The following is a 21946-nucleotide window of genomic DNA, read 5'->3' as shown; positions in this document are numbered from 1 at the left end:
AGCGCCTCCCGATCGGCCTCCGCGCCACTGGGAAGCGCTTTGTATTTCCGGTCATTTTCCGGGCAGGGCATCATCGCGGCGACATGGTATCCGCAAAGTGCGGATACCGGCGTACTGCCCAAAGGAGATATGACATGGCTGCAGGCACCGTGAAGTGGTTCAACGCGGAAAAGGGTTTCGGCTTCATCGAGCAGGACGGTGGCGGCCCCGACGTGTTCGCCCACTTCTCGAACATCGCCGCCCAGGGCTTCCGCGAACTGCAGGAAGGCCAGAAGGTCACCTTCGACATCGCGCAGGGCCAGAAGGGCCCGACGGCCGAGAACATCGTTCCCGCCTGAGACCCACACGCAAAACGTAGCTGGGGCCCGCATCCCTCGGGGTGCGGGCCCCAGCTGCACGCATTCCGCAGTGCTTTCACCTGCGGAACCCATTCTTCAGGGACAAACGGCTCGTCGGAGCCGTGCCCGTCGAGGCGCTGGATCCGCTTCCAAACGCCCTCACCTTTTTCTGCTTGCGCTGTCGCTGATTCCTCGCGCGCCAAGTTCACCTCGCATTTCATTCCGGCCCGTGCCTGTAATTCCCGCGCTGTTCATACGCTGCCGGAATTCCTCGATACGCGCCGTATCAAGGAAGGTTCTGAATGAACCCCACACGCACGAACAGCCGTTCCTCCCGCGCCCGCCGCAACGGCGGCCACGCGTACGGCTCCACCGCCGGTACGGACCGGGGCGGCCGCTTCGGTTCGTCCGCCCCGAGCCGTTCGGGAGCGCCGAGCCGTTCGGGAGCCCCGCGGCGTTCGGGCGGTCAAGGCCGCCGGCCCAGCGCGGTGCAGGGAGAGTTCGCCCTGCCGAAGACGATCACTCCGGCTCTGCCCGCCGTCGAGACGTTCGGCGCACTCGACATGCCGAGGGGCCTGCTGGCCGCGCTCACCGCGCAGGGCGTGTCCGTGCCGTTCCCCATCCAGGGCGCGACGCTGCCGAACTCCCTGGCGGGCCGTGACGTCCTGGGCCGCGGACGGACCGGGTCCGGCAAGACCCTCGCCTTCGGCCTGGCCCTGCTGGCCCGCACCGCCGGGCAGCACGCCGAGCCCCGTCAGCCTCTGGCCCTGGTCCTGGTCCCCACCCGGGAACTCGCCCAGCAGGTCACCGACGCCCTCACTCCCTACGCCCGCGCCGTGAAGCTGCGCCTGGCCACCGTCGTCGGCGGGATGCCGATCGGAAGGCAGGCGAACGCACTGCGCGGCGGCGCCGAGGTCGTCGTGGCCACCCCCGGCCGCCTCAAGGACCTCATCGACCGCGGCGAATGCCGCCTGAACCAGGTCGCCGTCACCGTCCTCGACGAGGCCGACCAGATGGCCGACATGGGCTTCATGCCGCAGGTCACCGCGCTCCTGGACCAGGTCCGCCCCGAGGGCCAGCGCATGCTGTTCTCCGCCACCCTCGACCGCAACGTCGACCTCCTGGTCCGTCGCTACCTCACCGACCCCGTCGTCCACTCCGTGGACCCCTCCCAGGGCGCGGTCACCACGATGGAGCATCACGTCCTGCACGTCCACGGCGCCGACAAGCACCGCCTGACGACGGAGATCGCGGCGCGCGACGGCCGGGTGATCATGTTCCTGGACACCAAGCACGCCGTGGACCGCCTCACCGAGGATCTCCTCGCCAGCGGTGTCCGGGCCGCGGCCCTGCACGGCGGGAAGTCGCAGCCGCAGCGCACCCGTACCCTCACCCGGTTCAAGACGGGGCACGTCACCGTCCTGGTCGCGACGAACGTCGCGGCGCGAGGCATTCACGTCGACAACCTCGACCTCGTCGTCAACGTGGACCCGCCGACCGACCACAAGGACTACCTCCACCGAGGCGGACGTACCGCGCGGGCCGGCGAGTCCGGCAGCGTCGTCACCCTCGTCACGCCCCAGCAGCGCCGCGACATGACCCGCCTCATGGCGGCCGCCGGCATCGTCCCCCGGACCACCCAGGTCCGATCCGGCGAGGACGAACTCCACCGGATCACGGGCGCCCAGGCCCCCTCCGGCATTCCCGTGACGATCACCGCGCCGCCCGCCGAGCAGCGCAAGCGCGGCTCGGCCTCCCGCGGTCGGCGCCGTCCCGCTGCGGCCGCCCGGCGCGGCGACGTGCGGCGTACCGCCGTCGACACGGCGGCCTGACACCGCGTGAACCGGAAGACGACCACCCCCTCTCCGCTCCCTGCAGGAGGCACGTTGTGACGCTCGTCCAGATGCAGCCCCACCCGGCGAAGGCCGTCCTCGTCCACGGGACGGCGGCCGACGACACGGACACGACAGGACCGGACACGGCAGGACCGGACACGGCAGGGCCCCAGGTCTGTGACGACATGACCGTCGAGGTGGCCCTGTCCGTCATGGCCAGTGCCCGCACCGGTCACCTGCTCGTCTGCGACAACGACGGCCTGTGCACCGGCTGGGTCACCCAGGCACAGCTCGCCACCGTCCGCCACAGCCCCGCCTATACGGACCGGCTCCAGCTGCGCGACATCCTCAGCCGCGACATCCCCGGCGACGACGCGCCGCTCACCCCGCCCGCCCTCGTGACGGCCGAGCACACCGTGCGCCGACGGCGGCTCATCGCCTCGCCCGTCGTGGACGAACAGGACAGCACCCCGGGCGAACTCGCCCTGGCCCACTGATCCGCCTCACCACGGAACCCTTCCCTCTCCCTCCTCTCCCCTGTGAGGCATCGTGCGCTGTGTCATCGCCCGCTTCCCGTTCGAGCTCACCAAGAGCGGCGTCCTGGACTCCATGAAGGGCGTCACGCCCGAGGAGGCCATCGGTGAGTCCGTGATCATCGGCCGCCGCACCTACCCCGTCAAGCAGGTCGGGCAGGTCATCACGCGCCAGGACCGACGCGACTTCACAGCCGCCGAAGTCCTCCGGGCCATGACCAAGCTCGGCTTCACCTGCCGCAGCCTTCCCCGTACCGCCGCGCCCGCCCGCGGTCTCGACCCGCTCCAGCACGCCTCCGCGCTGCTCGGCGTCCCGGTGGCGGTCTGACCGTCCGAGGCGCCGCGCTCGACGAGAGCGCGAGCCCGCACCCGTACAGCCAGGAGGGCCCGACCGGCACACGCCGGTCGGGCCCTCCCGCATATCCGTGGCTACTCCACGCGGCGCGATGTCAGTGATCGGAGTAGCTGAAGTCACCCATCGTCCAGGCGCTGACGTCCGCGATCGCGACGCGGTACATCCCGCCCGTCTCCGGGATCCCCACCGTGCCCTGAAGGATCCGCGCCATATGGAAGTGCAGGTGCGCGGGCGGACCTTCTCGCCGGGCCGTCGCGGTGAAGACGGCGGAGAACTCGCCCAGGTGGGACGAGTCCGACAGGACCTCCGACACCCGTCGCCTCCACACGGCTTCGGGAGCGAGCCGGCCGGTGATGACAGCGCCACCGGTCACAACGGTCAGGGACATCTGATTGCTCTGCCCGGACTCCACCAGAGTGGCGACGTCAACGAGCAGCTCGTCAGGCTTCGACATGGAAGCCGATTTTATCGCGGGTCGCCCCACCTCCGACCGGACGTGCCACCGCTCGGGAACGGCCGGCACCGTCTTCCGGCCGGAGGCCGACGGATGACCACGGCCGGTGTGACGTCGACCGAGGATGTCGATGTCCGACGTTGCCGTTCGACGTCGATTACCTCACCGCCGAACACGTGAAAATCTATGTTGGCCGGAGTAGACATTCCCTGTCGGTCTGGCTATGGTTTCTCTCGTAGCCCAGAGAGACAACAGGGCCTGGCAGAGACGAACTGCCGGCCGGCAGTACACGCAGGTGCAGTACGCAGGGCGGTGCGGCGGTGGAGTTTCGAAGCCAGCGGTTGCAGGACGGCGACGGGACTGACAGCCGCACCGGGTGGCCCGCAGTGATCAGGGGCCGCCGAAGCGGGACCGCGGTCATGGCAGTTGCGGTATCCGTGAGTGCAGTAACCAGTATCGAAGGACAGCGAAGGAACGGAGGAACCCGCGCCATCTGGATCGCCCGGGCGGAAGTCGTGAGCCCGGGTACCGCAGGACATCGATAGTGAGGTGGTCTCCGGTCAAGCAACCGCGATCCCCGCACCCCCGACAGCAGCCAGGTCGGGTCAGCGGACACAGAACGCCGACGCAGTATCAGGGTCGGCAGGTGGTGTAGTAGTTCCTTCGGGGCCCTGGTGCCGTACGGCACCAGGGCCCCTCGACGCGTTTCACAGAGAGGTGCAAATGACAGCAGACGACTCGTACGGCCGTCTCGACGACGACGACTACCCCGCCTACACCATGGGCCGGGCCGCCGAGATGCTCGGCACCACCCAGGGCTTCCTCCGCGCCATCGGCGAAGCCCGCCTCATCACTCCCCTGCGCTCCGAGGGCGGCCACCGCCGCTACTCCCGCTACCAGCTGCGCATCGCCGCCCGCGCCCGGGAACTCGTCGACCAGGGCACCCCGATCGAGGCCGCCTGTCGCATCATCGTCCTGGAAGACCAGCTCGAAGAGGCCCAGCGCATCAACGCCGAATACCGCCGCGCCGCCGAAGACTCCGCACCGCCGGCCTCGGACTGAGACGAGCGACCGACGCGCGTCGGGCCTGACCGCGACAGGGCCCGTCGCCCGCATCGGCCCGGACGCGACCCTCAGTCCTGGCCGGGCCTGCTCGCCGCGAGCGGATCGTCGCGCAGGCCGGCGATCCCTCCCACGGTGTCCCCAGGCCGGCGGATACCGAGGCGATGCCCGGCAGCACCCCCATCCGGAATGCGGCAGGCTGCGCCGAGGCGCACGCTGTGAGCAGGGGCGGACGGCGCAGGAACGCGGGCCCGTCGCGGGCGCAGGCTCCACACCCGAGTCACCCGAAGGCGTCCAAGTCACCCGACGGCGCCCGAGGGCCCGAGGCGCCCGAGGGGCGCCCGACGGCGCACGAGTCGCCGAGTCGCCCGACGGCGCCCGAGTCTCCCGAGTCGCCCGAGCCTCTCGCCCGGCCGAAGGAGGGCACGTGACCGGATACCCGCCCATCGCCGATCACGGCCTGATCGGCGATCTCCAGACCGCCGCGCTGGTGGCTTCCGGAGGCACCGTCGACTGGTGGTGCACCCCTCGCTTCGACTCCCCCAGCGTCTTCGCCTCCCTCCTGGACGGCGAACGCGGGGGCGACTGCCGGTTCGCGGCGGATCTCCGTGGCGAGGAGAGCGGGACGGTCCGGCAGCTGTACCTCCCGGACACGGCCGTCCTCATCGACCGGTTCCTGGCCCCGGGCGGTGTCGGCGAAGTGGCCGACCTCATGCACCCGGTCGAGAGCGCCACACCCAGCGACCGGCACCGCCTGGTCAGGGTCGCTCGCGTGGTCCGGGGCAGCCTGCCCTTCACCTTCAGCTGTCGCCCGCGCTTCGACTACGGACGCGCCCCGCACACCCTGGAGCGGACCGACGACCGCTCCGTCGTGTTCCAGGGGCCCGGGATGGACCTGCACGTCCAGGCCACCGCCCCCGTCGCCCTCGAGGCGGACGGCGACGACATCACGGCCGGCTTCACGCTCGCCGCCCACGAGATGGCGGCGGTGGTACTGACGAGCGTGGCCAGCGGCGAACCCGCGCCCGTCCCCCCGTACATGGACGACATCGCCGACGAGCTGGAGTCCTGCCGCGCGTTCTGGCTCTCGTGGCTGCGCTCCTCCACGTACCGCGGGCGCTGGCGCACCATGGTGAACCGCTCGGCGATCACGCTCAAGCTGCTCACGTACGCCCCGACCGGCGCCCCGATCGCCGCCGCCACCATGGGACTTCCCGAACAGGTCGGCGGCGAGCGCAACCGGGACCACCGCTACACCTGGATCCGCGACGCCTCCCTGTCCGTGCGGGCCCTGGTCGACCTGGGGTTCGTGAAGGAGGCCAACGCCTTCCGCCACTGGCTGCGCGACCGCATCGAGGCGGGTGGGAGCGGATCGGGAGACCCGTTGCAGATCATGTACCGGATCGACGGCGACCCCCACCTATCCGAGGAGGACCTCGGCCATCTGGAGGGGTACAGGGGCTCGGCGCCGGTACGCGCGGGCAACGCCGCGGCGGACCGGATCCAGCTCGACATCTACGGCGAGGCCGCCGACGCTCTGGCCCAGGGCGACGACATGGGCGCCATCCGTGGCTGGAAGGCGCTCAGCGACGTACTGGACTGGCTCGCCGACACCTGGGACCGGCCCGACGAAGGGATCTGGGAGACCCGGGGCGGTCGGAAGAACTTCACGTACAGCCGGCTCATGACCTGGGTCGCGTTCGACCGGGGCATCCGGCTCGCCACCGCGTACTCCCGTCCGGCGGACCTCGCGCGCTGGCTGCACACCCGCGACACGGTCTTCAAGCAGATCCTCGAGCGCGGCTGGCACCAGGAGCGGATGGCGTTCGTACAGCACTACGACACCGACGTCCTGGACGCCTCGCTGCTGCTGATGCCGCGGGTCGGCTTCCTCTCCCCACGGGACCCGGCCTGGCTCAGCACGCTCGACGCCATGGACCGGGAGCTGGTGAGCGACAGCCTGGTCCACCGGTACGACCCGGCGGAGTCGCCCGACGGACTGCGCGGCTCCGAGGGCACGTTCAACCTGTGCAGCTTCCTCTACGTGGAGGCCCTCGCCCGCGCCGGCCGGCTGGATCAGGCGCGGTACGTCTTCGACAAGATGCTCACGTACGCCAACCATGTGGGGCTCTTCGCCGAGGAGATCGGCCCGTCCGGCGAGCAACTGGGCAACTTCCCGCAGGCGTTCACCCATCTCGCGCTGATCGCCGCGGCCATGGCACTCGACGAGGAGCTCGACCGGGCGGAGACGGGGCCCGAGGCGCGGCCCGCACCCCGGCCCGGAGCGCGGCCCGGGACATGGCCCGAGGAGAACGAACCCGTCGTGGGCGCCGACAACCCCACGGCCTGGCGCCCGGGCCCGGGCAGGGCGTGACGTACTGCTGCACGGCAGGGCTCAGTAGTACCGGCGCATGATCTCGGTGGCCCAGTCCGGCTGGGTGACGGTGCCGCGGGGGCCGAACTCGGACATGTACGGCTTGATGTCGAGGACGGGCGTGCCCTCCACGGCGTCAAGGCCCTGCACATGGATGTCGCGTCCCTCGACGCGCAGCAGCCGGCAGCGGGAGACCCCGAGCCGGTTGGGGCGGTTCTTGCCCCGCTGGGCGAAGATGCCGACCAGCGGCCAGTCGGTGTTGCCGCGCGGATGCCGAGCGCCGGTCTGCACCTTCTCCACCGGCACGCGGTCGAAGTGGTAGACGACCTCCACGTGCGAGAAGGAGTCCAGGCCCGCGAGGGCGTCCGGACCGAACCGCTCGTCCAGCCGGATCACCGCGGAGACCTCTCCCCACTCGTCGTCACGGACGTCCGCCCGCCCGCCGACCACCCGGCCGACCGGATCCGAGACCACCTCGCCCGGGGAACCGTGCTCCGACATGTGGTGCTCCGTTCGTGGGAAGGAGTGGTCGCGGCCCACCGTACTCACCGTTGTCGACGGAGTCCCGGGCTGCCGGACTCCGCCTGCACACGTCCCGGAGGCAGCTTGCGGCCGTAGGCGAGGAGAAGGAGGTCCTGTGCCGCGCCGCGTACGGGTGTCCCGGTGCCGAAGGACCAGTCGAGGTCGGTGGCACGGAGTTCGACCCCGTCGAGTTCCGCCCGGAAGAACCTGAGCGTCCTGGCGTCGACACCGGCGAGGAGGATCCGCAGGCGGTCGTCGGGAACCCGGCGGTCGAGACCGAGCGCGACCGTGATGTCCAGGCCGTGCACGACGTCGTGGCCGAGCGCCGCCGCGGCGCCGCCGACCGGTGGCGTCCAGGGATGCCACGCGTTGTCCCGCAGCAGGGCGGCGAGTTCTCTCGTGGAGTACCGGGCCGCGTCGCGCCGCGCGCATCGGTCGGTCATCCGGTGGAGGCGTCCGCGGGCCCTGACGAGTTCGAGCGCCGTCCTGGGCAGTGAGGAGCGGAATCCCAGCGACATGTGGGCCGCGACCTCACGCACCCGCCATCCCCCGCACAACGTGGGGCTGTCCCAGCTCTCCGCCGGCAGCGCGTCCAACAGGTCCGCCAGTTCCCGGCGTTCGGCCGCGATCGCCGCCGCGAGGTCCTTCCTCCGTGCCGTGCGTCCGTGCGTGCTGTCTCCCATGCCGTCCAGGGTGGTCGCGGACGGACCCATAAGTCCAAGAGCCTGTTGTTCTCCCTCCTAGAATCAACGGTTATGGAGCTCCGGCAGTTGCAGTACTTCGTCGCGGTGGTGGAGGAGGCCGGGTTCACCCGGGCCGCCGCCCGCCTGCACGTGGCTCAGCCGGGGATCAGCGCCCAGATCCGGCACCTCGAACGGGAGCTCGGGCAGCCTCTGCTGGACCGCTCGGGCCGGACGGTGACACCGACGGAGGCCGGCGCTGCTCTGCTGCCGTACGCACGGACCGCGCTCGCCGCCGTCGAGGGCGCCCGGCAGGTGGTGGACGAGTTCAGCGGGCTGCTCCGGGGTCGGGTCACGATCGGCGTGGTCTCGGGGGCCGCGGTCCACGAGTTCGACCTGGCCGCGGTCCTGGCCGCCTTCCACGAACAGCATCCGCGGATCGAGGTCACCCTGACGGAGGACTCGTCGGAACGCATGCTGGCGGCGCTGCAGGACGGCTCGCTCGACATCGCCCTGGTCGGGCTCGCGGACGAGGAACCACCGGCGGGGGTCAGCCTTCAGGTCCTGATCGACGAGCCCCTGGTCGCCGCCGTCGCCCCGGACGACGCACTCCTGGCGGACGACTCGCTCGGACCGGACGGATCCGCGCGGCGCGGCGGCACCCTGGACCCGGCCGGATCCCCGCTCACGGACGCCGGCGGCACCGGCCTGCGCCTGGAGGCGCTCCGTGACCGACCGCTGATCAGCCTGCCGCGCGGCACCGGCACCCGCGGGGTGCTGGAACGTGCCTGCGCACGGGCCGGGTTCCGGCCGCGTGTGGTCTTCGAAGCCGCCGATCCGCGGTTCCTGGCCCAGCTCGCCGCCCGAGGACTCGGGGTGGCCGCGGTGCCGAGGATTCCGGAACACCTCGCCTCGGCCCTCGGCCTACGGGTCCTGACCTTCGCCGAGCCGCAGCCTCGCGCTCGGATCGCCCTCGCCTGGCGGACCACAGGGCCGACCGGCCCCGCCGCCGGGGCGCTGCTGAACCGTCTGCGGAGCGGCCTCGGCACCGTCGACGCCGCGTCGAGCGCACATGCGGCAGAGGCAGCGGGCGGGGCGAGGGGCGGCGCTTCGGTCAGGAATCAAGAAGCGGTGGCCCACCGGCCCAACTAGCGTGGTGGGCATGGACATCACCATTCACACCACCGTTCTTCCGCACGACGACCCCGACGCCGCCGTGGCCTTCTACCGGGACGTCCTCGGCTTCGAGGTCCGCAGTGACGTCGGACAGGGCAAGATGCGCTGGATCACCGTCGGGCCCGTCGGACAGCCCGGGACCTCCATCCTCCTCGCGCCGCCGGCCGCCGACCCCGGGATCACCGAGGACGAGCGGCGCACCATCGCCGAGATGATGGCCAAGGGGACGTACGGCTGGATCCTGCTGGCCACCCCAGACCTCGACGGCACCTTCGAGAAGGTGCAGGCCGGGGACGTCGACGTCGTGCAGGAGCCGACCGAGCAGCCGTACGGCGTGCGGGACTGCGCCTTCCGCGACCCCGCGGGCAACCTCGTCCGCATCCAGGAAGTCCGCTGAGCCGTAGGGCCGGAAGGGAGTTCCCCCATGTGCCATCCCGCGTGGACGAGCGCACTCGTCGCGGCGCAGCGCCTGAAGGACCTCGCGCGGCTGCGCCGTGTCCGTGACCGGATCGACCGGGAGTACGCGCGGCCCCTGGACGTCGAGGCGCTCGCCCGTGGCGCCGGCATGGCGGCCGGGCATCTCGGCCGCCAGTTCCGCCAGGCCTACGGCCAGTCGCCGTACGCGTACCTGATGACGCGGCGCGTCGAACGCGCGATGGCTCTTCTGCGCCATCGCGACCTGAGCGTCACCGAGGTCTGTTCCGAGGTGGGCTGCTCGTCGCCCGGCACCTTCGGCGCGCGCTTCACCGAGCTGGTCGGCATGGCGCCCGGCGACTACCGCCGCCAGTCGGCGGACGGTGGTGCGGCCGGTGCGGTGGGCGGTGCGGTGGCCGGTGCTGCGGCCGGTGCCGCGGTGCTGCCGACATGCGTGACGGAGCAGGCGACGGGAACGGTCAGGAATCGAGAAGCACTTGTACCCGTGCCGTCACTAGCGTGGCAGTCATGAACTCCATCGACACCGTCACCCTCGAGGTGGCCGACACCACGGCCGCCGAACGCTTCTACACCGCCTTCGGCCTGGCCGACCGGATCAGCCTGCGGGCCTCGGACGCCCCGACCACCGGCTTCCGCGGCTTCTCGCTGTCGCTCACGGTCTCCCAGCCGGCCGACGTCAGAGCCTTCGTCGACGCCGCCCTCGACGCCGGCGCCACGGCGCTGAAGCCCGCGTCGAAGTCCTTCTGGGGCTACGGCGGCGTCGTCCAGGCACCCGACGGCACCATCTGGAAGATCGCGACGTCCGCGAAGAAGGACACCGGCCCGGCCACCCGGCACATCGAGCAGATCGTGCTCCTGCTCGGAGCCACGGACGTGGCCGAGAGCAAGCAGTTCTACGTCGAGCAGGGCCTCACCGTGGCGAAGAGCTTCGGCCGCAAGTACGTCGAGTTCGCCGCCGGATCCGGTCCCGTCAAGCTCGCCCTGTACGGCCGCCGCGCCCTTGCCAAGGACGTCGGTGTCCCCATCGACGGCACGGGCTCGCACCGGCTCGTCCTCAGCGGCGGATCCGGGGCCTTCACCGACCCTGACGGGTTCACCTGGGAGCCCGCCTCGGCGACCAGCCGGATCTGAACCGGGCCGTACACAGCACGCGGTAACCGGCACACACCACCGAGCACACACCACCGAGCACGCACCACCCTGCACGCACCACCCGCACGCGTCCCCTCCAGAACTGCCCCGACCGAGCATTGCGAGAGGCCTGCCATGAAGAGCGACAACGCCGCCACCACGTCGTACGACGGTTTCACCGACGAGGAGCGGGGCGCGATGAAAGAGCGCGCCAAGGAGCTGAAGAAGTCCACCCGCAGCCCGCGCGCGGCCAAGGCGGACGGCGAGAGCGACCTGCTCGCGAAGATCGCCGAGATGCCGGAGGCGGACCGCGTCCTCGCCGAGCAGATCCACGCCATCGTGAAGGCCGCCGCACCGGACCTCACGTCCAAGCTCTGGTACGGGATGCCCGCGTACGCCAAGGACGGCAAGGTCGTCTGCTTCTTCCAGAGCGCGGCGAAGTTCAAGGCGCGCTACGCCACCCTCGGCTTCAACGACCCCGCCAACCTCGACGAGGGCACCGTGTGGCCGACCGCCTTCGCCCTGACGCGGCTCACCGCCGACGACGAGGCGTTCATCGCCGCGCTCGTCAAGCGGGCGGCGAGCTGACGCCGGTCCCGCCGCGGCGCCCGTCGAGTCAGGGCGCCAGGCGGACGAAGGCCACCTCGAAGTGGTCCACCGAGACCACCCGCTGGCCCTCCCGGTGGGACGACTCGAGCCGTACCCGCGCCGCCTCCTCCTCGCTCTCCACCATCGACGCCTCGTCCGCCCACAAGGTCAGCGACCGCGACTTTCCCGTCACCCGGTCCACGAGGTAGTACGCGCCCCGGAAACCGGGGAGGTTCTCGACCTGCTTGACGATCGCCTCCGATTTGGCGGTCAGGTCGCCGTCCGGCGGAACCGGTGACCCCTGGTAAGTGCTCAGCCTCGCGAACATCGAGGGACGTCCTTTCCTCGGCCTTCCCCTGCGGGCGGGCGGCTCAGGACCAGCGTGCGACGGCCGGGCGCGCACCGCATGCCGGGTCGTCCAGGTGGGACACCTCGTCACCGTGGAACGCGCCGTACACCCGCGACGCGCTTCCGCACGCGAGGCGGCCTAGCGGGACAATGGGGGTACGAGGCGTGAGGAGGCGGGACGCCGTGGCGCCGTACATAGCCGTGACCGCGCTCAGCCATGCCGGGCTGCTGCGCGAGCACAACGAGGACAGCCTCGTCGTCGGGCCGTGGACCCTGTGCGGAACGGTGACCGACAGCCCCCAGACCCTGGTGTTCCCGGTGGACAGACCGCTCCTCGTCGCCGTCGCGGACGGGCTCGGCGGCCAGCCGGCGGGTGAGGTGGCCAGCGCCCTGGTCGTCCGCCGGCTCGCGGCGCTGGGGCCCGCGCTCGACGGTACGGAGACCGTCGGCGAGGCGCTGAACCTCTGCAACCGTGCCGTGTACGCGGCCGCCGACGGCCGTCCCGAGCTGGCCACCATGGGGACGACGGTCGCGGGCACGCTCGTTCTGACGGAGTCGCTGCTGTCGTTCAACGTCGGCGACAGCAAGGTCTTCCACGCGGCCGGGGACGGGCTGCGCCAGGTCAGCGTGGACGACAGTCCGCCGCCCGCGCCCGGCCACCGCACCACGTCGGCGGTCACCCAGACCCTGGGCGGCAGCCTCACGTTCAACGCCGTCACCCCGCACGTCGCCGCCTTCCCGCTCTCCTCCGGCGACCGCTATCTCGTGTGCAGCGACGGGCTGACCGACCCGGTGCCGGACGACGAGATCGAGGAGCTGCTGCGGGTCCACGACGACGGCAGGGCGGCCTTCGAGCTGTGGAAGGCCGCCATCGACGCCGGCGGGCCGGACAACATCACCCTCGCGCTGGTCCGTATCGGCGAGCTCGGCGAGTGATCACGGGGTCCCACCGGGGGACGAGGTCCCGCCAGGGGATGTGGTCCCGCCCGGAGGTGAAGTCCCGCCCGGAGGAGAGGTCCCGCCCGGAGGAGAGGTCCCGCCCGGACCCTTCGGGGAGTGGTCGGGCATCTCCTCCGTCTCCCCCGGCGCGTCCGGCGCGTCCGGCGCGTCCGCCAGGAACTCCGCCACCGCCAGCGCGAACAGCAGCGCCAGCGCCAGGCCGAGCACCACCCACCCCGTGGGGTAGCTCCAGAGGACGTACGCCAGGATCGCCGCCGCCACCAGGATCCAGGTGATCCACGCCCGGTGCCGCCGCACGAACGGGCCGACCGGGCCCGTGCGCATGCCGAACCGGTCGGCCGTCGCGCGGGTCGCGGCGATGCCCGAGTGCCACAGCTGCCGGACCACCGTGGCGGACCGGCCCCGTCCGGACAGCCAGGCCGCGACGGCGAGCACCACCCCGAGGGTCACGACCATCCGGACCGTCGTCCGCAGGAGCCGGATCAAGGCGTCGTAGACGGAGCCGGCGGCGGCCTGCGAGACGGTGTCGGGCAGGGCGTTGAGATAGACCGTACGGAACACGGTCAGGCCGATGCCGAGGACCAGCGCCGCCCCGGCGAAGCCGAGGGCCGCGGCGATCAGGGAACGGCGGCGGTGGACGGAGAGCAGGACACCGCCCGCGGCGAGCAGGACGGCGATGACGGGCAGCCAGAAGCCCATGAGCTGGAGCAGCCGGAAGCCGGTCTTCACCTTCCCGATGTCGTCGGACTTGAGGATCGTGAAGTCGGTGTGGACCTCGGGGATCTTCTCGGCCACCGTGAGGCCCGAGTCGACCAGGCGGGTCTTGACGCGTTCGATGACGGGCGCGAGGTCGAGCGTCACCGTGTCGTTCTTGATCTGCACCGCGCCCTCCCCGCTGCCGGTGAGGGCGCGGACGACCGAGGTGTGGATCGCGCGGTTGGCGTCGGTCCAGACGGTCTCGAAGGCGTCGGAGGACACGACCTCCTCGGCCTTCTCGTGCACGAAGCTGCGGACCGCGCCCTCCAGGGAGTCGCCGAGCCTGCCCAGGGCCTTCTCCAGGAGCGGGCGTTGCTCGGGGGCCACGCCCTCCAGGAGATCCTTGAGGTCGATGTGCTCCATGACCGCGCCGGTGACGCGGTTGGCGACGGCGGCCTGGACGTCGGGGTCGGAGGCGAGCGGGGCGACCGTCTCCACGTAACGGTCGGTGTCGCCGACCTCGTCGGCCGTCCAGGCGGCGACGATGCCCAGCGGGGCGAGGACGCAGCCGAGGACGATCAGGAGCGCGGCGAAGAAGGACCGCAGCCGGTGGCGGCGCACGGGCGGCCGCGCCGCCTCCTCCTCCAGGGCGGCGACCCGCGCCCGCAGGGATTCCAGTTCGCGGTCGGATTCCGGTGTGTTCATCGACGTACCGTTTCGTCGGGGCCGTACGCCTGGAGCACGGGCACATCGGGCCAAGTCTCCGGTCGGGTGACGGGTTTGTCGCTCCGAGCGGGGCCGATCGTGGGCCGTCGTCCGGGTGCAGCAGCAGCGCGAGGCAGGATGCCGGCCCCTGTCGTACGATCGCCCGGCCGCGCGATCATGGGGGCATGAAGCTGCGCTGTGCCGTACTCGACGACTACCAGGGCGTCGCCCTGTCGTCCGCCGACTGGAGCCCGCTCGCCGACCGCGTCGACGTACGCGTCCTGCGCGAGCACCTGACCGACCCGGACGCGCTGGTCGCGGCGGTCGAGGACTGCGAGATCCTCGTCGTCATGCGGGAGCGGACACCGCTGGACGCCGAGCTGCTCGGCCGGCTGCCCCGGCTGCGGCTCGTGGTCACCTCGGGGATGCGCAACGCCTCCATCGACCTGACGGCGGCGGCCGCGCTCGGGATCACCGTCTGCGGTACGGCCAGCAGCTCCGAGCCGCCCGCCGAGCTGACCTGGGCGCTGATCCTGGGCCTGGCCCGGCAGGTACGGGCCGAGTCGCAGGCGTTGCGCGAGGGCGGGCCCTGGCAGTCGACGGTCGGCGCGGACCTGTCCGGGCGGACGCTCGGGCTCGTCGGCCTCGGCAAGATCGGCGGCCGGGTCGCCCGGGTCGGGCTCGCCTTCGGCATGGAGGTCGCCGCCTGGAGTCCGAACCTGACGGCGGAGCGGGCGGCGGAGCACGGGGTCGCGTACGTGCCGGACAAGCGGGAGCTGTTGGAGCGCGCGGACGTGGTGTCGCTGCACATGGTGCTCTCCGAGCGGACCCGTGAGCTGATCGGGGAGCCCGAACTGCGGGCGATGCGCCCGTCGGCGTACCTGGTCAACACCTCCCGGGCGGGCCTGGTCGACGGCGAGGCGCTGCTGCGGGCGCTGCGCGAGGGCTGGATCGCGGGCGCAGGACTGGATGTCTTCGCCACCGAACCGCTCCCGGCCGACGACCCGCTGCGCACGCTGCCGAACGTCCTGGCGCTGCCGCACCTCGGGTATGTGACGCGGGGCAACTACGACCGCTACTTCGGGCAGGCGGTGGAGGACATCGAGGCGTATCTGGCGGGTACGCCGGTACGGACCCTGGGCTGACGCCCCGGAGGCGCGGCCCGGGTGACGTGGGGGCCTCCAGCCGCCCGGGCGTCGTGCCGGGCGCCTCCAGCCCCAAAGGCCGTGACAGGGGCCCCAGAGCCGCCCGGGCCTCGTGAGGGCGGCACGACGCAGCCGGGAGCCGTGACGGCCGGGCGGTCGTGTGGGACGGTGGACGTATGCCCGTACCCGTGATCCTCGACTGCGATCCCGGTCACGACGACGCGTTCAACATCCTGCTGGCCGCGGCCCATCCGGCCGTCGATCTGCTGGCCGTGACCACCGTGGCGGGCAATCAGACCGTGGAGAAGACCACCCTCAACGCCCGCCGGGTGTGCGCCGTCGCCGGGATCCGCGGGGTGCCGATCGCGGCCGGCCGGGACCGCCCGCTGCACGGGGCGCCGCTCGTCGCCGAGAACATCCACGGCGGCTCGGGGCTCGACGGCCCCGGCTTCGGCGACGGCGAGCCGGACGTCCCGCAGGACCCGCGCGACGCCCGCACCCTGATCCGGGACACCCTGCTCGCGCACCCCGCGCCCGTGACGCTCGTCCCGACCGGCCCGCTGACCAACATCGCCACCTTTCTGCTCGCCCACCCGGAACTGACCCCACGCATCGAGCGGATCGTGCTGATGGGCGGCTCGACGGGGCGCGGGAACACCACCCCGGCCGCGGAGTTCAACATCGTCTGTGACCCGGAGGCGGCGGACATCGTCTTCTCCAGCGGCCTGCCGATCACGATGTTCGGGCTCAACGCCACCCACCAGGCCCGGGCGACCGCCGACGTCGTCTCCCGGATCGCGGCGCTCGGGACGCCGCTGGCCAAGCTCTGCGTCGAGCTGCTGACGTACTTCGCCGGCACGTACCGCGAGGTGTTCGGCTTCGACGCGCCGCCGCTGCACGATCCGCTGACCGTGGCGCATCTGATCGACCCGTCGCTGATCAGCCTGGTGCGGGCGGCGGTGTCGGTCGAGCTGACGGGCACGTACACGCGGGGCGCCACAGTGGTGGACCTGCTGGGAGTGACGGGCCGCCCGGCCAACGCGGAGGTGGGCATGGAGGTCGACGTCGCAGGTTTCTGGGAGCTGATCGTGGAGGCCGTGCGGGTGCTGGGCGAGCACGCCGGGGACTGACGAGACGCAGCGTCTTGCGGAAGGGCGAGCAGGCCTCTATGGTCGAACAACACGAGACGAGACGTCTCGTATCACTGTTCCCTGTCGCCCAGGCGAAGGATCCGCCCTTGTTCCGTGTCCATCTCACCGACGTCACCAAGCGCTACGACGACCGGCTCGTCCTCGACCGCGTCTCCCTCACCGTCCGGCCCGGCGAACGCGTCGGGGTCGTCGGCGACAACGGCTCCGGGAAGTCGACCCTCCTCCGGCTCCTCGCCGGCCTGGAGCCGTCCGACAACGGCACCGTCACCGTCGACTCCCCCGGCGGTCTCGGCCACCTCGCCCAGACCCTGGACCTCCCGGGCACCGCGACCGCCGGCGACGCCGTCGACGCCGCGCTCGCCGACGTACGGAAGCTGGAGCGGGCGATCCGGGCGGCCGAGGCGACGCTCGCGCACACCGAGGACCTCGACGGATACGCCGCGCTCCTCGTCGCGTACGAGGCGCGGGGCGGGCGGGACGCCGACCGGCGGGTCGAGACGACGCTCCGGCAACTCGGCGAGCGCGCACCGCTCGACCGCGACCGCCCCCTCGGCACCCTCTCCGGCGGGCAGCGCTCGCGCCTCGCGCTCGCCGCGACCCTCGCCGCCGACCCCGAACTGCTGCTGCTCGACGAGCCGACCAACGACCTCGACGACGAGGCCGTGGCCTGGCTGGAGGAACGGCTGCGCACCCACCGGGGGACGGTCGTCGCCGTCACCCACGACCGCGCCTTCCTCGACGCGGTCACCACCGCCGTCCTGGAGGTCGACCACGAGCAGCGCACAGTGCGCCGGTACGGCAACGGCTACGCCGGCTATCTGGCCGGGCGGGCCGCCGAACGGGCCCGGTGGGAGCGGGAGTACGAGGAGTGGCGGGCCGAGACCGCCCGCCACTCGGCGCTCGCCGACACGAACATCGACCGCTTCTCCGCCATCCCGCGCAAGGCCCCGGCGTCCTTCAGCGGGGCGGGCGCGTTCCGGGCCCGGTCACGCGCGCACGGTGCGATGAGCCGGATCCGGGCCGCCCGGGAGAAGCTCCACCGGCTCACCGAGAACCCGGTGCCGCCGCCCCCGGAACCACTGCGGTTCACGACGGACATCGAGGGCGACGCGGGCGCGGTCGCGCTGACGGACGTACGGGTGGAGGGCAGGCTGCGCCTGGACTCCCTCCACCTGGTCCCCGGCGAGCGCCTCCTGGTCACCGGCCCGAACGGCGCGGGCAAGACCACGTTGCTCAGGGTCCTCGCGGGCGAACTCGCCCCGGACAGCGGGACGGTGACGGCGCCGCCCCGGGTCGGGATGCTCCGCCAGGACACCTCGCTTCCGGACGACCCCCGTACGGTCGCCGCGGCGTTCGGGGCGGGCCGGGAGGAGGAGCTGCTCCGGCTCGGGCTCTTCGGAGCGGCCGATCTGACCACGCCCGTACGGGAGTTGGCGACGGGCCAGCGCCGCAAGCTGGAGCTGGCCCGCCTGGTCACCCGCCCGGCGGACCTGCTCCTCCTCGACGAACCGACCAACCACCTGGCCCCCGGCCTGGTGGAGGAACTGGAGGCCGCGCTCGCCACCTACCCCGGCACCCTGGTGATCGTCACCCACGACCGCCGCATCCGCGCGGGCTTCCGGGGCCGTCGGCTCGAACTGACCCCGGCCCCGGCCTCCGTTGAGGCCTAGCCCTCGGAGCCGTCGTCCTCCAGGTCGCCCTCCGTGTCCAGGAAGACCTGGCGCAGGGCCGCCAGGGTCTCCGGGTCCGGCTTCTCCCACATGCCGCGCGACTCGGCCTCCAGGAGGCGTTCCGCGATGCCGTGCAGGGCCCAGGGGTTGGCCTCCTTCAGGAAGGCCTGGTTCTCCGGGTCGAGGACGTACGTCTCCGTCAGCTTGTCGTACATCCAGTCGGCGACCACACCGGTCGTCGCGTCGTAGCCGAAGAGGTAGTCGACCGTCGCCGCCAGCTCGAACGCGCCCTTGTAGCCGTGGCGGCGCATCGCCTCGATCCACTTCGGGTTGACCACCCGGGCGCGGAAGACCCGCGAGGTCTCCTCGACCAGGGTCCGGGTGCGGACCGTCTCCGGGCGGGTGGAGTCGCCGATGTACGCCTCGGGGGCCGTGCCCGTCAGCGCACGGACGGTCGCCACCATGCCGCCGTGGTACTGGAAGTAGTCGTCCGAGTCGGCGATGTCGTGCTCGCGCGTGTCCGTGTTCTTCGCGGCCACGGCGATCCGCTTGTACGCCGTCTCCATCTCCGAGCGCGCCGGACGGCCCTCCAGACCACGGCCGTACGCGTATCCGCCCCACACCGTGTACACCTCGGCGAGGTCCGCGTCCGTCCGCCAGTCGCGCGAGTCGATCAACTGGAGGATGCCCGCGCCGTACGTACCCGGCCGCGAGCCGAAGATCCGGGTCGTCGCGCGCCGTTCGTCGCCGTGCTCGGCCAGGTCGGCCTGCGCGTGCGCCCGTACGAAGTTGTCCCCGGCCGGCTCGTCGAGCGAGGCGGCCAGCCGTACGGCGTCGTCGAGGAGCCCGATGACGTGCGGGAACGCGTCCCGGAAGAAGCCCGAGATGCGCAGCGTGACGTCGATGCGCGGGCGGCCGAGCTCGGCGAGCGGGATCGGCTCCAGGCCGTTCACCCGGCGCGAGGCGTCGTCCCACGTGGGGCGGATGCCCAGCAGCGCAAGGGCTTCGGCCACGTCGTCGCCCGCCGTGCGCATCGCACTCGTACCCCAGAGGGAGAGCCCGACGGAGGTCGGCCACTCCCCGTTGTCGGAGCGGTAGCGCTCCAGGAGCGATTCGGCGAGCGCCTGGCCGGTCTCCCACGCGAGGCGGGAGGGGACGGCCTTGGGGTCGACGGAGTAGAAGTTGCGGCCGGTCGGCAGCACGTTGACCAGGCCGCGCAGCGGTGACCCGGAGGGGCCGGCCGGGACGAAGCCGCCGTTCAACGCGTGCACGGCGTGCGCGAGTTCGTCGGTCGTGGCGGCGAGCCGCGGCACGACCTGCTCGCAGGCGAAGCGCAGCACGGCGGCGACGTCGGGACCGTACGCCTCGGCCACCGCCGGGACCGCGTCCACGGACCAGTCCGCCGCCTCCATCGCCTCGACCAGCTCGCGCGCCGTCGCCTCCGCCTCGTCGGCGGTGGTCCGGGTCGCGGCGGACTCGTCCAGACCCAGGGCCTCACGGAGACCCGGCAGGGCCTGCGTACCGCCCCAGATCTGCCGGGCGCGCAGGATCGAGAGGACCAGGTTCACGCGCTCGGGGCCGGTCGGGGCACCGCCGAGCACATGCAGACCGTCCCTGATCTGCGCGTCCTTGACCTCGCACAGCCAGCCGTCGACATGCAGCAGGAAATCGTCGAAGCCGTCGTCCTCCGGACGGTCCTCGAGTCCCAGGTCGTGGTCGAGCTTCGCCGCCTGGATCAGCGTCCAGATCTGCGCGCGGATCGCCGGCAGCTTGGACGGGTCCATGGAGGAGATCTGCGCGTACTCGTCGAGCAGCTGCTCCAGGCGCGCGATGTCGCCGTACGAGTCGGCGCGCGCCATCGGCGGCACCAGGTGGTCGACCAGGGTCGCGTGCACGCGCCGCTTGGCCTGCGTGCCCTCGCCCGGGTCGTTGACCAGGAACGGGTAGACCAGGGGGATGTCGCCGAGCGCCGCGTCCGGGCCGCAGGCGGCGGACAGGCCCGCGTTCTTGCCGGGCAGCCACTCCAGGTTGCCGTGCTTGCCGAGGTGGACCATCGCGTCCGCGCCGAAGCCGCCGTCCTCGGCGCGCGCCGCGATCCAGCGGTAGGCGGCCAGGTAGTGGTGGGACGGCGGGAGATCGGGGTCGTGGTAGATCGCAATCGGGTTCTCGCCGAAGCCGCGCGGCGGCTGGATGAGGATCAGCAGGTTCCCGCGCCGCAGGGCGGCGAGGACGATGTCGCCCTCGGGGTTGCGGGACCGGTCGAGGAACATCTCGCCCGGCGCCGGGCCCCAGTGCTCCTCGACGGCCTCCCGCAGCTCGGCCGGGAGCGTCGCGTACCAGCGCTTGTAGTCGGCGGCCGGGATACGGACGGGGTTGCGGGCGAGCTGCTCCTCCGTCAGCCAGTCCTGGTCGTGGCCGCCCGCCTCGATCAGGGCGTAGATCAGCTCGTCGCCGTCGCCCGAGACCAGGCCCGGGATCTCCTCGACGGGGCCGAAGTCGTACCCCTCCTCGCGCAGGCGGCGCAGGAGCGCGACGGCGGAGGCGGGGGTGTCGAGGCCGACCGCGTTGCCGATCCGGGAGTGCTTGGTCGGGTACGCGGAGAGGACCAGGGCGAGCTTCTTCCCGGCGTTCGGGATGTGGCGCAGCCGGGCGTGCCGTACCGCGATCCCGGCGACGCGCGCGGCGCGCTCGGTGTCGGCGACATAGGCCGGGAGGCCGTCCTCGTCGATCTCCTTGAAGGAGAACGGGACGGTGATGAGCCGGCCGTCGAACTCGGGCACGGCGACCTGGCTCGCGGCGTCCAGCGGGGAGAGACCCTCGTCGTTCTCCTCCCAGGCCGCGCGCGAGCCGGTGAGGCAGAGCGCCTGCAGGATCGGTACGTCGAGGGCGGCGAGCGCGCCCGCGTCCCACGCCTCCTCGTCGCCGCCGGCCTGCGCCTCGGCGGGCTTGGTGCCGCCGGCCGCGAGGACCGTGGTGACGATCGCGTCGGCCGCGCGCAGGGTGTCGAGCAGCTCCGGCTCGGGGGCGCGCAGGGAGGCGACGTAGAGCGGCAGGGCGCGGGCGCCCTGGTCCTCGATCGCCTCGCAGAGCGAGTCGACGAAGGCGGTGTTCCCGCTCATGTGGTGGGCGCGGTAGTAGAGCACGGCGACCGTCGGGCCGTCGGTCGTCCGGGGCGTGCGCTCCAGCGGGCCCCAGGTGGGCGCGGCGGCCGGGGCGTCGAAGCCGTGGCCGGTGAGCAGCACGGTGTCGGAGAGGAAGCGCGCCAGCTGCTCCAGGTTGGCGGGGCCGCCGTGCGCCAGGTAGGCGTGCGCCTCGGTGGCGACGCCGACGGGGACGGTGGAGGCCTCCATCAGCTGGGCGTCGGGGGCCTGTTCGCCGGAGAGCACGACCAGCGGCTTCTCCGCCGTCCGCAGGGCCTCGAGGCCCTCCTCCCAGGCACGCAGACCGCCGAGGAGCCGTACGAGAACGAGGTCGACGTCGTCCAGCAGCCCGGGCAGATCGTCCAGGGCGAGACGGGAGGGGTTGGCGAACCGGTACGCGACGGGGCCGCCGGCCGCGCGGGCGCTGAGCAGGTCGGTGTCGGAGTGCGACAGCAACAGAATTCGCATGCGTGCGCAGGCCTTCCTCGGGGTTGTCCGCGCCCCGGGTGGTCGTATGGACGGCGGGAGTTCCTGACTCACCCGGCCCCTTCCGGGGCCTGGCTCACAGTGGCGGGACCGCGCCGGATTCTCACCGGGCTTCCTCCCCGGGGTCCTGGGACCCCATGCCGTTCTGCATAGTAGATCGTG

21 protein-coding genes and 1 riboswitch are annotated in these 21946 nt (G+C 72.2%); of the genes, 15 read left to right on the top strand and 6 right to left on the bottom strand.

Going from position 1 to position 21946, the window contains the following annotated elements; all coding sequences use genetic code 11:
- Positions 1-134: 134 nt before the first annotated feature.
- From ACFY8U_RS16325 to ACFY8U_RS16310, 4 genes are all read left to right on the top strand, one after another.
- Positions 135-338, top strand: a complete 204-nt coding sequence (locus ACFY8U_RS16325; protein ID WP_329118764.1) for a cold-shock protein — start codon at positions 135-137, stop codon at positions 336-338.
- A 302-nt stretch (positions 339-640) separates the two neighbouring features.
- On the top strand, positions 641-2170 hold the full coding sequence (locus tag ACFY8U_RS16320; RefSeq protein ID WP_389570448.1) for a DEAD/DEAH box helicase: 1530 nt from the start codon (positions 641-643) through the stop codon (positions 2168-2170).
- 56 nt (positions 2171-2226) lie between these two features.
- Positions 2227-2670: a CBS domain-containing protein gene (locus ACFY8U_RS16315; protein WP_389570446.1), complete on the top strand. Its 444-nt coding sequence runs from the start codon at positions 2227-2229 to the stop codon at positions 2668-2670.
- Positions 2671-2722: 52 nt separating this feature from the next.
- Entirely contained in the window at positions 2723-3034 is a 312-nt protein-coding gene (locus tag ACFY8U_RS16310; protein ID WP_361600557.1) for an SCO5918 family protein, read from the top strand.
- A 121-nt stretch (positions 3035-3155) separates the two neighbouring features.
- Here ACFY8U_RS16310 and ACFY8U_RS16305 read toward each other — a convergent pair whose 3' ends face one another.
- Positions 3156-3515 (bottom strand): hypothetical protein, encoded by a 360-nt coding sequence (locus ACFY8U_RS16305; protein WP_389570443.1) that lies wholly within the window; start codon positions 3513-3515, stop codon positions 3156-3158.
- 723 nt (positions 3516-4238) lie between these two features.
- On the opposite strand from ACFY8U_RS16305, the gene ACFY8U_RS16300 reads away from it, so the two are divergent.
- Positions 4239-4577: a MerR family transcriptional regulator gene (locus ACFY8U_RS16300; protein WP_361600551.1), complete on the top strand. Its 339-nt coding sequence runs from the start codon at positions 4239-4241 to the stop codon at positions 4575-4577.
- 427 nt (positions 4578-5004) lie between these two features.
- Positions 5005-6951, top strand: a complete 1947-nt coding sequence (locus tag ACFY8U_RS16295) for a glycoside hydrolase family 15 protein (protein ID WP_389570440.1) — start codon at positions 5005-5007, stop codon at positions 6949-6951.
- A 21-nt stretch (positions 6952-6972) separates the two neighbouring features.
- On the opposite strand, the gene ACFY8U_RS16290 is transcribed toward ACFY8U_RS16295, so the two are convergent.
- Both ACFY8U_RS16290 and ACFY8U_RS16285 read right to left on the bottom strand, forming a co-directional pair.
- Complete coding sequence (locus tag ACFY8U_RS16290) at positions 6973-7452, bottom strand: SAM-dependent methyltransferase (RefSeq protein WP_389570437.1); 480 nt, start codon at positions 7450-7452, stop codon at positions 6973-6975.
- A 44-nt stretch (positions 7453-7496) separates the two neighbouring features.
- Positions 7497-8156: a maleylpyruvate isomerase family mycothiol-dependent enzyme gene (locus tag ACFY8U_RS16285; RefSeq protein ID WP_389570434.1), complete on the bottom strand. Its 660-nt coding sequence runs from the start codon at positions 8154-8156 to the stop codon at positions 7497-7499.
- 72 nt (positions 8157-8228) lie between these two features.
- On the opposite strand from ACFY8U_RS16285, the gene ACFY8U_RS16280 reads away from it, so the two are divergent.
- The 5 genes from ACFY8U_RS16280 to ACFY8U_RS16260 all read left to right on the top strand — a co-directional run bounded on the left by ACFY8U_RS16280 (position 8229) and on the right by ACFY8U_RS16260 (position 11483).
- The gene (locus ACFY8U_RS16280) at positions 8229-9305 is read left to right on the top strand and encodes a LysR family transcriptional regulator (RefSeq protein WP_389570432.1); all 1077 of its coding nucleotides are present in this window, start codon (positions 8229-8231) and stop codon (positions 9303-9305) included.
- Between the two features lie 10 nt (positions 9306-9315).
- Positions 9316-9726, top strand: a complete 411-nt coding sequence (locus tag ACFY8U_RS16275) for a VOC family protein (protein ID WP_361435224.1) — start codon at positions 9316-9318, stop codon at positions 9724-9726.
- Positions 9727-9753: 27 nt separating this feature from the next.
- Positions 9754-10275, top strand: a complete 522-nt coding sequence (locus tag ACFY8U_RS16270; protein WP_389570429.1) for a helix-turn-helix transcriptional regulator — start codon at positions 9754-9756, stop codon at positions 10273-10275.
- Positions 10272-10895 (top strand): glyoxalase, encoded by a 624-nt coding sequence (locus tag ACFY8U_RS16265; protein ID WP_361600539.1) that lies wholly within the window; start codon positions 10272-10274, stop codon positions 10893-10895. Before ACFY8U_RS16270 ends, ACFY8U_RS16265 begins: the two co-directional genes overlap by 4 nt.
- A gap of 135 nt (positions 10896-11030) precedes the next feature.
- A complete protein-coding gene (locus ACFY8U_RS16260) occupies positions 11031-11483 on the top strand; it encodes an iron chaperone (protein ID WP_389570426.1) in 453 nt (150 codons plus the stop codon).
- Positions 11484-11511: 28 nt separating this feature from the next.
- Here ACFY8U_RS16260 and ACFY8U_RS16255 read toward each other — a convergent pair whose 3' ends face one another.
- Positions 11512-11811, bottom strand: coding sequence for a hypothetical protein (locus tag ACFY8U_RS16255; protein ID WP_361435228.1), 300 nt, complete (start codon positions 11809-11811; stop codon positions 11512-11514).
- Positions 11812-11981: 170 nt separating this feature from the next.
- On the opposite strand from ACFY8U_RS16255, the gene ACFY8U_RS16250 reads away from it, so the two are divergent.
- On the top strand, positions 11982-12767 hold the full coding sequence (locus ACFY8U_RS16250; protein ID WP_389570423.1) for a PP2C family protein-serine/threonine phosphatase: 786 nt from the start codon (positions 11982-11984) through the stop codon (positions 12765-12767).
- On the opposite strand, the gene ACFY8U_RS16245 is transcribed toward ACFY8U_RS16250, so the two are convergent.
- Entirely contained in the window at positions 12768-14192 is a 1425-nt protein-coding gene (locus ACFY8U_RS16245; protein ID WP_389570420.1) for a hypothetical protein, read from the bottom strand.
- Positions 14193-14377: 185 nt separating this feature from the next.
- On the opposite strand from ACFY8U_RS16245, the gene ACFY8U_RS16240 reads away from it, so the two are divergent.
- The 3 genes from ACFY8U_RS16240 to abc-f all read left to right on the top strand — a co-directional run bounded on the left by ACFY8U_RS16240 (position 14378) and on the right by abc-f (position 18158).
- Positions 14378-15337: a D-2-hydroxyacid dehydrogenase family protein gene (locus ACFY8U_RS16240; protein ID WP_389570418.1), complete on the top strand. Its 960-nt coding sequence runs from the start codon at positions 14378-14380 to the stop codon at positions 15335-15337.
- A 176-nt stretch (positions 15338-15513) separates the two neighbouring features.
- A complete protein-coding gene (locus tag ACFY8U_RS16235) occupies positions 15514-16467 on the top strand; it encodes a nucleoside hydrolase (RefSeq protein WP_389570415.1) in 954 nt (317 codons plus the stop codon).
- Positions 16468-16574: 107 nt separating this feature from the next.
- On the top strand, positions 16575-18158 hold the full coding sequence (gene abc-f / locus ACFY8U_RS16230; RefSeq protein ID WP_389570412.1) for a ribosomal protection-like ABC-F family protein: 1584 nt from the start codon (positions 16575-16577) through the stop codon (positions 18156-18158).
- On the opposite strand, the gene cobN is transcribed toward abc-f, so the two are convergent.
- The gene (cobN, locus tag ACFY8U_RS16225; RefSeq protein WP_389570409.1) at positions 18155-21766 is read right to left on the bottom strand and encodes a cobaltochelatase subunit CobN; all 3612 of its coding nucleotides are present in this window, start codon (positions 21764-21766) and stop codon (positions 18155-18157) included. The genes abc-f and cobN overlap by 4 nt on opposite strands.
- A gap of 38 nt (positions 21767-21804) precedes the next feature.
- A riboswitch (cobalamin riboswitch) is annotated at positions 21805-21938 on the bottom strand.
- Positions 21939-21946 lie beyond the last annotated feature (8 nt).

Source organism: Streptomyces sp. NPDC012508, from assembly GCF_042902595.1.
Classification (GTDB): domain Bacteria; phylum Actinomycetota; class Actinomycetes; order Streptomycetales; family Streptomycetaceae; genus Streptomyces.
The sequence above is the reverse complement of the archived record's forward strand: the minus strand, read 5'-3'. Positions and strand labels throughout refer to the sequence as shown.